Genomic DNA, 12678 nt, shown 5'->3' with positions numbered 1-12678 from the left:
GTCGGCCTGAAACCTGCTATTCCCGGTGCATCCCGACGCTGTGTCGTAGTAAGCGGAACGTGCGAGCAAATGTCGCCGAACGCGACGGCTCGGAGTAATGGGACCGTCGAACACGGTTCCTTGACAAGGCTTCGAACTGTTCGTGTCCTAGCCGTCAAGACCCCAAAGATCCGGGTTGCGTTTGAAATATTCAATCAGCATCTCGGTGAGCACCCGCACTTTCCGCGTAGGATGCTGACCCGGCGGGCGGACGACATACGCGGCTCCCGGAGGCACCGGATAGCGTGTCATGATCGGGACCAGCGCACCGGAGGCCACATATTCATGTGTGATGCAATCGGGGAGCCAGGCGATGCCGAGACCTGCCGCCGCCGCAGCGGCAAGCGCCGTGGCGCTGTCGGCCTTGAACCTGCCCTGCGGCTGGACCGTAACAATCTTGTCGCCATCTATGAACTGCCAGGCTTCCGTTCCCTGCATGAGGGCCTGATGGGTGACGAGTTCGTCCGGAGTCTCGGGTGGTACGTGCGCTTTGATGTAATCCGGGCTCGCGACAAGCTTTCCATGGATCGGCCCGACGCGCTTCGCGATTAGGTTGGAGTCCTGAAGGTAGGCGCCCCGGATCGCGCAATCGAAACCCTCTGCGATGAGATCGACGAAGCGATCGCTGTAAGAAGTATGGATGTGAAGCTTCGGGTGCAGACGCGCCATTTCCGCTAGCACGGGGGCGAAATGGGTCGCGCCGAAAGTAAGCGGCATGGCAACCCTCAGGCGGCCGCGCAGCTCACCTGTGGGGAGGATCGTTTCCCTGGCCGTATCAATCTCGGCGCTGGCTCGGGCCGCATGGTCTCTGAACGTGATGCCCGCTTCTGTGAGCGAGGCGCCGCGGGTCGTTCGTGCAAGCAGCTGGACGCCAAGTTCCGCTTCAACCCGAAAGAGCCGCCGACTGACGATTGACTTGGAGACGCCGAGCCGGCGCGCGGCGGCCGATACGCCCCCGGCGTCGGCCACTGCGACGAATGTCTGTAGATCTTCGATGTCCATTGGTGTTCCTCGTTTAGCGACACAGCTTGCCTGAACATGGCACTACCGCATCACCAAAAGGAACAGCAAATTGCGTCCAGGCAACGTCGCCCGCCGGCGCATGTCTCCCATGAACCCATTGCCGTCCATCGCGACGGAGAAAGAACGTCTTTATGACCTTTCGTAACGGCCTTGATTCACTTCTTCGCCCCGAGGATTCGGTCCTCGTTTTGATCGACCACCAGCCTTACCAGCTCGCAAACCTGAACAGCCACGATCCGCACATGGTGGTCAACAACACGACCGCGCTGGCGAAGCTGGCAAAAGCCTTCAATGTTCCGACCATTCTCACCAGCGTGATCGCGGCGCGCGGTGGACTTCTCTTTAAGCAGATCACCGAGGTATTTCCGGACCAGGAAGTCATCGATCGCACCTGGGTGAACACCTGGCAGGACGAGAATGTGGTGAGCGTCGTCAAGGCGACTGGCCGCAAGCAGCTGATCATCGCCGGTCTGTGGACCGAGGTCTGCGTCGCAATGCCTGTCATCCAGGCCGCCGGCGAAGGCTGGGACGTGACCGTGATCACCGACGCGTCGGGCGGGATTTCGAAGGAGTCTCACGAAGTTGCCATCCAGCGAATGATCGCGGCCGGCGCGAACGTGATGACCGTGATGGCGCTCGCTGGCGAATGGCAACGCGATTGGGCGCGCACCGAGCATGTCGAGGAGCTGACCGAGATTCTCATCCAGCACTTCGGCGGCAGCGGCATCGCGTATCTTTGGGAGCAGCAGCTTCTCAACACGCCTGTGCCGAGCACCACGGGTTGATCTGGGCGGAGGTGACGAAAGTTTTGAGCGATCCAGCGCCAACATGCTGACTGCTTATCGAGCCGCGTCACCCCCGCTCCACAAGACGGCCGCCCATGCCTGAATGCAGGGCGGCCGGCATGATCAACGACCACTTCCTCCAGCCATTATCCAGGACAGAGGCTCGGCATCACCGAGGTCGACGACGCATTTGGCTCTTGAGCTTCATGCAATATGATCTCGGATATATCGACCTGGAACAGGGGACTTTGCAACCAATCGACAACCCGTTCGGCACGAGGTTGTCACCCATGTCTTAGGTACAAACTGTTACCCACCGCTGTGGCGGCTTCCTGCTGTCCTGGCAGGAGGTGCGCATAAATGTTCAACTTGACCGACCGGTTCGCATGGCCGGCGCGTGCCGACACGACATGCACAGGAACGCCGCTGCGCAAACAGGTGCGTGATATGGGTATGCCGGCGGCCATGGAAGTTACTTGCGGAACGCCTGCGGTAACCCAAGGTAAAGCCGAATCATCTGGACTGACAAAGGCGGGGGACTTCCGAGAGAGAAAGGAAGACCCAATGAACATGATCGATCACGGTTCGCACTTCGAATGTGCGGACGCCGACCAGTCTGAAATGACTGATGATGAATTTGCTGCCGTTCAGTTCGAAGAGTGGAAGCATAAGGAAGGCGAGTGGACCCCGCCTTCAAACGTTGATTGGTGTAACCCGACATTAGTCTCGGTTCGCATTGCTTGGCTAACTATGTTCAAACCCAAGGGGGAACTTGTAGCCTTGTTCGAAGCGAATCCTGACCTCGCAATGGAGATGACCGACAGGATCGTTCAGGCCAAGAACGACCTTGATCTCATAATCACTATCCTTGACGGAGCCACGGGAAGGCTTTTAGTCGCGGGCACCGAAGCTTCGTTGGCTGAGACGGTGTCATGAGCACGCCGCTCGTCGAACCGGCCATCGTTCCAGACATCTTCGTCACAGGAAATGCGCCAACGACCACAATGGGCGACAATCTCAGGCTCACCTTGTTCGTGGCCCAGCGCTCGACCTTGGACTGCAGTCCAGAAAACGTCGTTGTCGCGAGGATCGTCGGGAGCAGGTCGGATATGCTCCGGATCGCTGCGGCTATTGTACGGGGCTGCAACTCTACGGAAAAGGCGGCTGAGGCCTTCGAGGCGTTCTTGGACGCACCCACCACGGGCCGGCACTGAAAATCCGCCAACTGGCGATATTGGCCCGCCACCTCTCGGCAGCGGGCCATTTTGGGCCTAATTGTCGTATTCCTTCAGCCCTTCAAGCTCGGCCTTCAATTCCTTGTTGTCTGCAAGGATAGTGTCTGTCGTGTCTACAGACGGCCCATTATCGTGCTTTGAGTAGAAGCGGGCCTTTCCGGCTTCGATCATCTCGATGCGAGCATTCAGACTGACAACCTCCTTCTTCATCCAGGCGATATGATTCTCTAACATGGCGGTCATGCTGCTTTCTTCCATTGTTGCTCTGCTTTTTCACTCCCACATGAAGCCGGTGAAAGTGTCAGTATCAACCATCCGCAAGGTCATCGTCTCAAAATAGTTCTTTCCGAACCATCCCTTGTAATGGATGCGGATCGGGAACTCCGCGGCGTTCCTCCAGAACCCTTTTTCTTCCCCTTCAGTCACGCCAAATGAACAAGAGACCTGTGCGCCGTTGTGCAGCACTGGAATCATGTCCCTACGGTCGAAACAGGACAACCACGCCTTTTTGTCCTTATTATTGGCGCCTCGACCTAATGCAGCAGCCAGGGCTTTAGCGTCCGCGACTTCGAACCAGACGTCGCGAGCGGGAATGGATCCTGAGTTGAGAACAACGAGATTATAGGCGATTCCCGTATTGCCGCCGGAGTGTGTCTTGACCATCGCAGTGACAATCGGGCGAAACTGACGCCTCCAGAAATGAGCAGACATCGCCAAGGCGATCAGGGCGACTGCGAGAGCCGCAATGTTCATCCAGTCCACCTTTTCGCCCCCCAATATTACCCTGAGTGTCGCAGGAAAGAAATGGCACCGCAATTGGCACCGGGGTCGGCTGACGTCGCCTCACGGCGGCCACTTGATCTACTGGCAAATATGAGATCAGCTTCCCGATCCACCCAAACCAGAGAGTTTCAGCAATGCACGTTTTGCTCCGGGGAGATGTGACGTTCGGCAACAACGATCCCGGCCCCCCGCTCGATAAGGTCTACAAAACCGTCACGGTGAGTACGGCCAACGGGCCATTTGTTTTCACTGGCGAAGGCGACATCGCGCGCCACGTCTTCGACTACATCCGTCGGGCTCACGGCAGGAGCGGCGCGTCTAAAAAACTGAAAGACTGCCATGCTGCCATCAAGGTTGGTAAGGGAGCAGCGGCCGACATCGTCTTCGCGTAAGCGGGGCAGATTCTGATTATTTCCAAACGTGCGACAAAAGCCCGCTGACCCTTAACCGGTGGTGGCGGGCTTATTCAACGCAGGATCGCGACGGTGAGAGCAATCACGGCGATCATGGTCCCAATCACCCATTTCCAGTGCTCTAGGTAAAAGTCGACCAAGACATGCGCGGCTTTCGATGTCCAATGCCGTTCATAGCGTTCGCCGGGGAGAACAATGAAATGCTTGCTGACCATTGATTCCTCAGGGACAAGACGGCCCTGATACCAAACGGCCACCACCCGACGAACGTCCATTTTCTCTGGCGACCTCGTTGTGCGTTAATTTGTACGCAAGAACACTAAAATTTCTTATTAGATAAGTAAATCAGCGGCATATGGCGGAGGAAGTGGGATTCGAACCCACGGTGAGCTTGCACCCACGCCGGTTTTCAAGACCGGTGCCTTAAACCGCTCGGCCATTCCTCCAAACAGTTGAAATCATTGTGCTTTTGTCTATTTGTTGCGGGCGACGGATTGTCGTTTGCAACGCACTTTGCAACTATTTGCCTTTTCGCTCGCTGCTTATAGCCGCCTGCAATGCCACGTCAACTTGCTCCGCTGCGTCGGCCTGCATTCCTGGCATGACATGCGAATAAAGGTCTAGCGTGATCCCGATGTTCGAATGTCCCAGGCGCTCGCTTGCTATCTTCGGGTGAACCCCGGCCGAAAGCATCTGCGTGGCGTGGGTATGCCGCAAATCGTGGAATCGGATGCGGGGCAGGGATGTCTTGCCGAGAACGCGCACCCACTCATGCGTGAGGGAACGGGGTTGCAGGGGCTGGCCGTCGACCTGGGCCACAACGAAGCTGTCGGCGTCCGGACGAATGCCAAGGCGCAACTGTTCCTCGGCCTGGCGCGCGCGATGCGCCTTCAGTTCGGCGACAGTGCTGGCCGAAAGCGCCACCGTCCTGGCCCGGCCGCTCTTCGGTTCTTTGTAGCGCACGCCGTCAGCGGTCTGCTCGGCGCTCTCTTCGATCGACATCTGCCGGCGATTGTCTCCAAGCTCCAGGTGCCGCCACCGAAGGGCAAGGATCTCGCCGCGACGCAAGCCACACGTCACAGCCAACAAAATCGGGATAAACATTCTCGTCGGCCGGAGGGTCTCAAGCAGCGTCGCTGTCTGGATCACATCATAGGCGAGCATCTTCTGTCGCTCGACCTTTGGCGGAGTTGTAGCCAAGGCAGGATTGCGAGAAAGCCTCTCCCATGTCACGGCTTGGCCTAGCGCTTTGACCAGCACTCTCCGGTAGTGGTGAACCGTTCGAGGCGACAACGGCGGGAGAGGGTTTAAAGGCTCACCGTCGTTCCTCCGGCGATGATCGACACGCGGAGCTGTCAGTGCGGTGGTGAAGGCGGCATCAATTCGATCAGTTTTCAACTTGGACAGGATCACGTTGCCGATAAGCGGAGCCATACCTTTACGGCATATCTCGGCGTACCGCTCGTGCGTCTTGGGCGCCACAGACGGCCTGATAAAGCCGAGCCACTCGTCCAGGAACTCGGCAACCGTCTGCTTGGTCGGCTCAACATAGAGGCCTTGGTCGAGAACCGTAATGAGGCGGGAGCATTCCTTCTGCGCCTCGCGCTTCGAGCCTTTGAAGCTATGCCATTTGCGCTTCTTCTTGCCGGTCTTAGGGTCGATCTCGCCGACGTCTAATACGATTGCCCAATGGCCTGGGCTGCGTTCGCGGATATGGCCCTTCATTCGCTCACCTCGCGTTTTTCTTGGGCTTTTTGGCGCTGGGCCTGGATTTTGTCTCTCCGCTTTCTCCACCATTCAAGCTGAACTTTGCGAGATGCGCCGATCGCCAGCAAGATTTCTTCGTTGGGATATTCCTCCGCCGCAAGGCGGTCGGCGTCTTTGATCGCCTCCGAAAGCGCAGGGTTGTTTATGAGTGGCGCTATTTCAACGAGGAGGCGAAATAGATTGTCCTGTGCTTCAATCTGTCTGTTGAATACGAAATTCACGGAATCGTAGAGCCTATGAGCAATGACTTTGTCTACCTCGACTTGGGGGGCATCCTCCACCTCCAAGCCGGCGAGTACTTGTTCAGGAATATCTGTTGCTTCTGCTGCAAGGTCGAGAACTTCGGCCACATCTTTGACGATTGACGGCATCGACCGCACCGTTCGCATTCCAATCTGAACAAGGCGGCGCATCGCGTCCGATCTCGTTGCAACCTTGTTTGCGTGCTGCCAATTGTCGACGGCCTCCAACTCCTCAGGCGAAATGAGCATATGGAGCCGCTCGGTCTTCTCGCGCCCCTTGTACCCCTTTGGCATCGGCTGTCCCCGTTCGTGTGAAATTGGGGAATATGCACATATTCGCGTTGCGAACAATGCCGAATTGGCTTAGAACGAAATATGCGCATCTTCCGCATAACCTAATGGAGGTCACTTTGACGCTTGACGAAGCTCTGGCGCGCCCAACGGTATCTGTTCCGGTTGCGGGTGCAGTCTTTTACGATTTGGGCCGAAACGCCGCCTACAGCGCCGCGAAAAGAGGGGACTTCGAAACAATCAAGATTGGCGGCCGGATTGTAGTCCCGGTGGCGCCGATCGCCGCCCGGCTTGGCCTCCAGATGAGCGTCAATGACAAGAAGGCGGTAGCTGCTTGAGCGCCAGTCAGAAAGATCGGACCACCAGGGGCAAGACCTACAATCTAGTCAGGAAGCGCACCAAGCCGCCTATCGACGAAAACGGCTGGCAGGCTTTGACGGCCGACTTCATGGAGTCTGACGCGTTCCGTACGCTCAGCGGCAACGCCTACAGGGCACTCTTCCGGTTAATGATTGAACACGTCTCGCACGGCGCACTTAGCAACGGCCGGCTTGTCGTGACCCATACTCAGTTCATCGACTACGGCGTTACCGGCGAATACGTGGCCGATGCGACCGGTGAGCTCGAGTTCAAAGGGATCGTTCGAGTCAAGCGTGGGAAGGCTGGCGATGGCACGTCTCATCCGAACACATATCGTTTGACCTTTACAGGGGATTTCGAAGGGGCGGCTGCAACAAACGAATGGCGCCGTTTCACTATGGCAAAGGCGAAAGAGTGGTCGACAACAGTCAGGAAGCAATTGGCCGAACAGCGCGGCAAGCTCGGGCGGAAGAAAAAAACCTCGCTTCGGAATCCCGAAATGCCGCCGCTTGGGAATTCCGAAATGCGCGAGGCCTCGTGATGATTTCGGCGCCCAAAAATTCAATGAATTCAATACCCAGCACATTTCGGAGTTCCGAAGTCCTATACATATATCGGAGGGGATATCGATGCGGAGTCTGAGCGCACAGCCGATCACTGATGCATCGTGTGACATCCTTCCCTTCCCGACAAACCGCCGTGTCGGAAAGATCCGTCGAACCGTCGAAGTTCTGTCCGATCGATCCGGAAAGGGTGCCGACCAGTACTGGAAACAGGTGATTGCAGGTATGCGAACCCAGATGGTGTCGGCCGGCTTGGCCGATGACGTCATCGAGAGGGAACTAAGGGCTTTCGCCGACGAGGTTTTTGGCCGGATCAGTCACTGTCCTCGACCTGAAACGAACGGTGCATTGTGAAAGGAAAAGACCACATGAAATACGTTTGGCCGGCGGGCCTCGAACCGCTGCGCAAATGGCTCGTAGCTCAAGGGGTCGACACCAAGTCGATCGTCAGCGAGCGTCAAGCCGCGTTCTTTGTCCAGAAGCTGAGCGACCAGCGCATTAAGTTTCCGGCTGATCGCTCGGCTTCGCATTTCCCGCTGCTCAAGAAGCTGCAGGATATCATCTGCACTGGTGCGGCTACGCCTCGGCCGGTGCCGACACGCGGTCAACCGTTCGCGCCGAAGAAAAAGGGCAAGGCAAAGCCGGCGCACGGACAGACGCATGAGATGCCGGCCGATGCGCTGGTGATCTACTGTGACGGGTGCTGCGAACCTAATCCCGGCGTCGGCGGGTGGGGCTTTGCAGCGTATAAGGACGGCGTTGAGATTGATGCCAGCTTCGGCGGCGCGGCCACTGCCACAAATAACACCATGGAACTGACCGGCCTGCTGATGGCATTGGCCTGGGTCGCGGCCTCGGCGCCGGCTGAGCCTGTGGTGATCTACTGCGATAGCCAGTATGCGGTCAAAGGCCTGAACGAGTGGGTTCCGGGCTGGAAAGCCAAGGGCTGGAAGCGCAAGGGCGAAAACGCCAGCGAGAAAAACCAGTCTATCGCGAACCTTGCCCTATGGCAGGCGATCGACAGGGCGCGCGATGAACTGCAATTCGTCAAGGTCCAGTGGGTAAAGGGCCATGCCGGCGCCGTGGGCAATGAGCGGGCCGACGAGCTGGCGGGGCAGGGGCGCGAAGAGGCTGTCCCTGTGGAAGTCACGCCTCTCGATCTGATCAAACAGCAACTCCAATATTCGGTGTAGCGAATGAACCAGCGCGCGCAAGCTAACCTCTGGTATGTGGTGGAATCGGCGCCGTCGACTGAGCGCAAGGCGCGCGATGAACTGCTGCGCGCCGGCTACGAAGTTTTCTGGCCGTTCTGGCGCAAGGAAATCAAGCATCACCGGACGAAGAAATGGATGATGAAGGACTTCCCGCTGTTCGTGCGCTACGGGTTCGTTCGCCTAGGGTCACCGGATCGCTGCTCTGAGCTGGATGATATCGATGGCATCAACAAGGTGCTGCGTGTCCAGGGCTTCCCGGTGCCCGTCTATGACGATGTGGTCGTGCGGATTCGCCGGGCGGTGGAAAGCGGCGCGTTTGATGAAACCCGCGAAGATGGCTACCGGCTCCACGCTGGCGACAAGGTGAGGATCGCCGAAGGCCAGTTCCTCGGGCTGGAAGGCCTCATCGACGCGGTGAAGGACAATCGGAAGGCAAAGGTGCTGGTCTCGATCTTCGGCCGAGCGGTGCCAACATCGATAGAACTTGAAAATCTGGCGAAGGTAGCGTAATACCACACATAGGCGATTTGCGGCTGACTGAGCGGGATCTTCGGATCACTCGCCGGGCCGATGCGGGGGCAAGATTTCGCCGCCCCCGCGCTCAGGGACATATTCCAGAAATTCAAACGTTAGCTGCTGTTTGCAAACGTTGGTCACGTGAACCGTCAACATGTCACAGTGATGTAACGTTACGTGGCGTTACGAAGCGTTCCAGACCGGGGTGACGAGGGCGTTCAGTCGCCGCCACTTCCATCAGATTCAGAAATGGAGGTTGCAGGCTCCACAGAGGGGCCGGACCGTGGTGTCTTGCTCTCCTCGGCAATTACCAAGAGGGCTTCAAGGGTGACCGCAATACCTGACATCAGCGCGGAAATATCGGTGTTCCCGCCGGGCAATGCGAGTTCTGCCGCCCTGGTTTGCATGCTGGTGCTGAGTTCTTTCAATTTCTGGCGCAGATCGTCGTCCATGACATTCCTCCATTGACTGGAGGCCTAACGCTGCGTTTAGCGACCAGTTCCTTCCTGGCTGATTCCCAGCCTGCTGGGGCGCGCCTATGCTGGATCAGGGCGCACTTGGACTGCTCGCTTCAGCCTGCTCATACGGCAATTCGCCAAGGTGCCGGTGTAGAAACCGTCAGTCGCTGTCTTCCCGCTGGAGTTTGGAGTCGCCAGAGCAACATCTCGGCTTCATCCCGCGCAAGCCCAATGAGCACTCTGCCGGCAATCTCAGCTGGAAGTTCGGAAACTAGATCGTACACCATCCAGTAGTCGGTCGGTTCTTGGATCGCAATGAACCTCATCCCCGCCTCCTTCATTAGTGAGGCCTAACGTAACCGAAACGCGCTCAGTTCCACATAGTGCTTTCGACTAGCCGGCCTCGGTAGCCCCGATACTATGGCTGAAGCAGGGCAGCCCCATATTGTGCCCACAACCGTTCGCAGTCTTTGGCCCTTAAGCTGGGGGTCCCCGGTTCGCCGTAGAACACCATCGCTCCTCGGACGTCATATCCAAGAACCGAAGCGTTAGCCACGAACTGAATGGCCTCCCCGAGCCGCGTGGTGATCTGGCCTTCCGTTTTGCTCGTGAGGTCAACCACCCCAAGAATTTCCGCCTCGGAACTCTTGGCCCCGAGGACAGCAGCCGCCGTCGCACTGCATATGGCAAGTAGCATCCCATTAGCCTCCGCTAATGTCTGTAACCGCGCAACGTATCCTTTGTTCCAGGAATCTGCACCGTCTCAGACCGGGAGAATCGGCCGGCAAGGTGGCTGCGGTCGTTTTGGACCGGGAAAGCGAAAAGACGGCGATCTACTCGGAAGGCCATTCGGTGCGCCATTTGCCGTCGGCGCCTTGAACCAGGACCTCTGCCACGTGCCCGTGCGACGCGGCGACCTTCGCCCCTCTGATTGCTGCCACGACAGCGGCGACGTTCGAAACGTATGAGTAGACCTCTCCGTCGTACCGGACCTTCCAACGATCACCTTCTCTGAAGACGTAGTATTTCGCGTCCGCCATAGGGCCCCCAGCGAAGATGCGCGTTGAACATCGCTCATGCAGCAAACCATGGCGGTGACATTTCTACAAACTTGCACCCGCTCAGACCGGGGAGACCATCTATGCCCGCAAACGAGTTGACCCCGAAGCAAGCGCGCTTCGTCGACGAATTCATGATCGACCTGAACGCCACACAGGCGGCAAAGCGGGCCGGCTACAGCGAATTGACCGCAGATGTGCAGGGTCCGCGCCTGTTAGGGAATGTTGGTGTCGCCGCTGCCATTGCAGCCAGGCAGGAAGCCATCGCCAAAAAGCTTGGCGTCACTCAGGAGCGCATCGTCGCCGAACTGGCGAAGATCGGCTTTTCGGACATTCGCAAGGCGATCAAGTGGCAGAGTGCCCTCATCATCGAACAAGATAATCCGGACGGCGGCGATGTCCTGGTGATCCGAACGGCCGTCACGAACACTGTGCAGATGGTGGCGAGTGACGAACTGGACGACGACACCGCAGCCGCGATTTCCGAAGTCAGCCAGACCGCAACCGGCGGCGTGAAGATCAAGCTTCACGACAAGAAAGGCGCGCTGGTCGACCTCGGCAAGCATCTGGGCATGTTCAAGGAACGCGTCGAGCATACCGGTAAGGACGGCGCGCCGCTTGTCCCGGTGGTCAATGTCCGCCTCAGCAAGCGCTGAGATCAATCTGGACCTGCACGACAAGCAGGCCCTGGCATTCGAGACGGAAGCAACCGAAGCGCTCTATGGCGGGGCAGCGGGGGGCGGGAAGTCGCATCTGATGCGCTCTGCCGCGATAACGTGGTGTTCGGAAATTCCGGGGCTTCAGGTCTATCTATTCCGTCGAATTCGGGAAGACCTGATCAAGAACCACATGGAAGGCCCGCAAGGCTTTCGCGCGTTGCTCGCCGGCTGGGTGGAATGCGGCTTCTGCTCCATCGTCGAGGATGAAATTCGGTTCTGGAACGGGTCCAGGATCTACCTCTGCCATTGCAAGGACGAGAAGGACCGTTTCAAGTATCAGGGCGCCGAAATCCACGTCCTGCTGATCGACGAGTTGACCCACTTCACGGAGGTGATTTACCGGTTCCTCCGCAACCGCGTCCGCATGGTCGGCATAAAGCTTCCCGCGAAGTACGCCGGCCGATTCCCGCGCATCCTATGCGGCGCGAACCCGGGCGGAATCGGCCACCAGTTCGTCAAGGTCACGTTCATCGACGGCGCCAAGGCGATGAGGGTCTACACGACCGAGCCCAGCGAAGGCGGTATGCGGCGGCAGTTCATCCCGGCCCAGCTCGAAGACAATCCGAGCATGAACGACAACGACCCCGGCTACGAAAACCGGCTGATGGGTCTTGGGTCGGAAAGCTTGGTCCGCGCCATGCGATATGGCGACTGGGATGTTGTCGAGGGAGCCTATTTCGACAACTTCGAACGTCGGCGGCATGTGGTGAAGCCCTTCACGCTTCCCGATCACTGGATCCGCTTCCGCGCTGGTGACTGGGGTAGCGCAAAGCCTTTCGCCTTTGGCTGGTATGCGGTGGCGTCGGACGACACGATCATTGCGCCCGGCGTCGTCATTCCGCGTGGCGCCCTGGTCAAATACCGCGAATGGTATGGGGTGAAGGTCGACAAGTCCGGCAAGTATCTGCCCGATGTCGGCCTGAAGCTGCACGCGGAAGCCGTCGGCGCTGGCGTCAGGCAACGCGATTACGATGACATCATCGTCTATGGCGTGCTCGATCCCGCTGCGTTCGCCCAGGATGGTGGCCCCTCGCTCGCCGAGCGCATGGCCCGGGGAACGACCGGTTCCAATGGATCGACCTTCCGCAAGGCCGACAACAAGCGGACGGCCGGTCGCGGCGCCATGGGCGGATGGGATCAACTGCGCGGTCGCCTGACAGGTGACGAAGACGGCCGTCCGATGCTGGTGATTTTCGACACCTGCATTCACAC

At 58.3% G+C, this 12678-nt stretch carries 18 protein-coding genes and 1 tRNA gene; 11 read left to right on the top strand and 8 right to left on the bottom strand.

What is annotated here, in order from left to right; translation table 11 throughout:
* Positions 1-147 precede the first annotated feature (147 nt).
* Positions 148-1041, bottom strand: coding sequence for a LysR family transcriptional regulator (locus tag EN993_RS04455; protein ID WP_109671273.1), 894 nt, complete (start codon positions 1039-1041; stop codon positions 148-150).
* 152 nt (positions 1042-1193) lie between these two features.
* Here EN993_RS04455 and EN993_RS04450 point away from each other — a divergent pair, with 152 nt between their 5' ends.
* The 3 genes from EN993_RS04450 (at position 1194) to EN993_RS04430 (ending at position 3061) form a co-directional block, all read left to right on the top strand.
* Positions 1194-1847 (top strand): hydrolase, encoded by a 654-nt coding sequence (locus tag EN993_RS04450; protein WP_127262511.1) that lies wholly within the window; start codon positions 1194-1196, stop codon positions 1845-1847.
* Between the two features lie 360 nt (positions 1848-2207).
* A complete protein-coding gene (locus EN993_RS36940) occupies positions 2208-2783 on the top strand; it encodes a hypothetical protein (RefSeq protein ID WP_164757534.1) in 576 nt (191 codons plus the stop codon).
* Complete coding sequence (locus EN993_RS04430) at positions 2780-3061, top strand: hypothetical protein (RefSeq protein WP_127262497.1); 282 nt, start codon at positions 2780-2782, stop codon at positions 3059-3061. Before EN993_RS36940 ends, EN993_RS04430 begins: the two co-directional genes overlap by 4 nt.
* Before the next feature lie 57 nt (positions 3062-3118).
* On the opposite strand, the gene EN993_RS04425 is transcribed toward EN993_RS04430, so the two are convergent.
* Both EN993_RS04425 and EN993_RS04420 read right to left on the bottom strand, forming a co-directional pair.
* The gene (locus EN993_RS04425; protein ID WP_127262496.1) at positions 3119-3340 is read right to left on the bottom strand and encodes a hypothetical protein; all 222 of its coding nucleotides are present in this window, start codon (positions 3338-3340) and stop codon (positions 3119-3121) included.
* 15 nt (positions 3341-3355) lie between these two features.
* Positions 3356-3835, bottom strand: a complete 480-nt coding sequence (locus tag EN993_RS04420) for a hypothetical protein (protein WP_127262495.1) — start codon at positions 3833-3835, stop codon at positions 3356-3358.
* Positions 3836-3999: 164 nt separating this feature from the next.
* On the opposite strand from EN993_RS04420, the gene EN993_RS04415 reads away from it, so the two are divergent.
* Complete coding sequence (locus EN993_RS04415) at positions 4000-4257, top strand: hypothetical protein (RefSeq protein WP_127262494.1); 258 nt, start codon at positions 4000-4002, stop codon at positions 4255-4257.
* Between the two features lie 74 nt (positions 4258-4331).
* Here EN993_RS04415 and EN993_RS04410 read toward each other — a convergent pair whose 3' ends face one another.
* The 4 genes from EN993_RS04410 to EN993_RS04395 all read right to left on the bottom strand — a co-directional run bounded on the left by EN993_RS04410 (position 4332) and on the right by EN993_RS04395 (position 6581).
* Complete coding sequence (locus tag EN993_RS04410; protein ID WP_127262493.1) at positions 4332-4553, bottom strand: hypothetical protein; 222 nt, start codon at positions 4551-4553, stop codon at positions 4332-4334.
* An 81-nt stretch (positions 4554-4634) separates the two neighbouring features.
* Positions 4635-4724: transfer RNA gene (locus EN993_RS04405), tRNA-Ser, on the bottom strand.
* Between the two features lie 73 nt (positions 4725-4797).
* Positions 4798-6003: a site-specific integrase gene (locus EN993_RS04400; RefSeq protein WP_127262492.1), complete on the bottom strand. Its 1206-nt coding sequence runs from the start codon at positions 6001-6003 to the stop codon at positions 4798-4800.
* Positions 6000-6581, bottom strand: a complete 582-nt coding sequence (locus EN993_RS04395) for a hypothetical protein (protein WP_127262491.1) — start codon at positions 6579-6581, stop codon at positions 6000-6002. Before EN993_RS04395 ends, EN993_RS04400 begins: the two co-directional genes overlap by 4 nt.
* A gap of 116 nt (positions 6582-6697) precedes the next feature.
* Between EN993_RS04395 and EN993_RS04390 the strand changes: the two genes are divergently transcribed.
* The 5 genes from EN993_RS04390 to EN993_RS04370 all read left to right on the top strand — a co-directional run bounded on the left by EN993_RS04390 (position 6698) and on the right by EN993_RS04370 (position 9225).
* On the top strand, positions 6698-6916 hold the full coding sequence (locus EN993_RS04390) for a DNA-binding protein (RefSeq protein ID WP_245468635.1): 219 nt from the start codon (positions 6698-6700) through the stop codon (positions 6914-6916).
* Positions 6913-7479, top strand: a complete 567-nt coding sequence (locus EN993_RS04385; protein WP_127262489.1) for a hypothetical protein — start codon at positions 6913-6915, stop codon at positions 7477-7479. Before EN993_RS04390 ends, EN993_RS04385 begins: the two co-directional genes overlap by 4 nt.
* Positions 7480-7567: 88 nt before the next feature.
* Positions 7568-7855, top strand: a complete 288-nt coding sequence (locus EN993_RS04380; RefSeq protein ID WP_127262488.1) for a DUF6074 family protein — start codon at positions 7568-7570, stop codon at positions 7853-7855.
* A gap of 14 nt (positions 7856-7869) precedes the next feature.
* Complete coding sequence (locus EN993_RS37645) at positions 7870-8694, top strand: RNase H family protein (RefSeq protein WP_127262487.1); 825 nt, start codon at positions 7870-7872, stop codon at positions 8692-8694.
* Positions 8695-8697: 3 nt separating this feature from the next.
* Complete coding sequence (locus EN993_RS04370; protein WP_127262486.1) at positions 8698-9225, top strand: transcription termination/antitermination NusG family protein; 528 nt, start codon at positions 8698-8700, stop codon at positions 9223-9225.
* A gap of 224 nt (positions 9226-9449) precedes the next feature.
* On the opposite strand, the gene EN993_RS04365 is transcribed toward EN993_RS04370, so the two are convergent.
* A complete protein-coding gene (locus tag EN993_RS04365) occupies positions 9450-9683 on the bottom strand; it encodes a hypothetical protein (RefSeq protein WP_127262485.1) in 234 nt (77 codons plus the stop codon).
* 1147 nt (positions 9684-10830) lie between these two features.
* On the opposite strand from EN993_RS04365, the gene EN993_RS04355 reads away from it, so the two are divergent.
* Both EN993_RS04355 and EN993_RS04350 read left to right on the top strand, forming a co-directional pair.
* A complete protein-coding gene (locus EN993_RS04355; protein ID WP_127262483.1) occupies positions 10831-11403 on the top strand; it encodes a terminase small subunit in 573 nt (190 codons plus the stop codon).
* Positions 11381-12678, top strand: a 1298-nt coding sequence (locus tag EN993_RS04350) for a terminase (protein WP_245468631.1), incomplete at its 3' end; no start/stop codon positions are given. The genes EN993_RS04355 and EN993_RS04350, both read left to right, overlap by 23 nt.

It is taken from the genome of Mesorhizobium sp. M7D.F.Ca.US.004.01.2.1, from assembly GCF_003997785.1.
Lineage (GTDB): Bacteria > Pseudomonadota > Alphaproteobacteria > Rhizobiales > Rhizobiaceae > Mesorhizobium > Mesorhizobium loti.
Note: the sequence above shows the minus strand (reverse complement) of the source record. Positions and strands in the feature narration are given on the sequence as shown.

What these genes read in the sequence shown, in the direction of transcription:
- EN993_RS04400 (WP_127262492.1), bottom strand. Translation starts at nt 6,003, where the DNA reads ATGAAGGGCCATATCCGCGAACGCAGCCCAGGCCATTGGGCAATCGTA.
- EN993_RS36940 (WP_164757534.1), top strand. Translation starts at nt 2,208, where the DNA reads ATGTTCAACTTGACCGACCGGTTCGCATGGCCGGCGCGTGCCGACACG.
- EN993_RS04450 (WP_127262511.1), top strand. Translation starts at nt 1,194, where the DNA reads ATGACCTTTCGTAACGGCCTTGATTCACTTCTTCGCCCCGAGGATTCG.
- EN993_RS04380 (WP_127262488.1), top strand. Translation starts at nt 7,568, where the DNA reads ATGCGGAGTCTGAGCGCACAGCCGATCACTGATGCATCGTGTGACATC.
- EN993_RS04455 (WP_109671273.1), bottom strand. Translation starts at nt 1,041, where the DNA reads ATGGACATCGAAGATCTACAGACATTCGTCGCAGTGGCCGACGCCGGG.
- EN993_RS04430 (WP_127262497.1), top strand. Translation starts at nt 2,780, where the DNA reads ATGAGCACGCCGCTCGTCGAACCGGCCATCGTTCCAGACATCTTCGTC.
- EN993_RS04415 (WP_127262494.1), top strand. Translation starts at nt 4,000, where the DNA reads ATGCACGTTTTGCTCCGGGGAGATGTGACGTTCGGCAACAACGATCCC.
- EN993_RS04420 (WP_127262495.1), bottom strand. Translation starts at nt 3,835, where the DNA reads ATGAACATTGCGGCTCTCGCAGTCGCCCTGATCGCCTTGGCGATGTCT.
- EN993_RS37645 (WP_127262487.1), top strand. Translation starts at nt 7,870, where the DNA reads ATGAAATACGTTTGGCCGGCGGGCCTCGAACCGCTGCGCAAATGGCTC.
- EN993_RS04425 (WP_127262496.1), bottom strand. Translation starts at nt 3,340, where the DNA reads ATGGAAGAAAGCAGCATGACCGCCATGTTAGAGAATCATATCGCCTGG.
- EN993_RS04395 (WP_127262491.1), bottom strand. Translation starts at nt 6,581, where the DNA reads ATGCCAAAGGGGTACAAGGGGCGCGAGAAGACCGAGCGGCTCCATATG.
- EN993_RS04370 (WP_127262486.1), top strand. Translation starts at nt 8,698, where the DNA reads ATGAACCAGCGCGCGCAAGCTAACCTCTGGTATGTGGTGGAATCGGCG.
- EN993_RS04355 (WP_127262483.1), top strand. Translation starts at nt 10,831, where the DNA reads ATGCCCGCAAACGAGTTGACCCCGAAGCAAGCGCGCTTCGTCGACGAA.
- EN993_RS04365 (WP_127262485.1), bottom strand. Translation starts at nt 9,683, where the DNA reads ATGGACGACGATCTGCGCCAGAAATTGAAAGAACTCAGCACCAGCATG.
- EN993_RS04410 (WP_127262493.1), bottom strand. Translation starts at nt 4,553, where the DNA reads ATGGACGTTCGTCGGGTGGTGGCCGTTTGGTATCAGGGCCGTCTTGTC.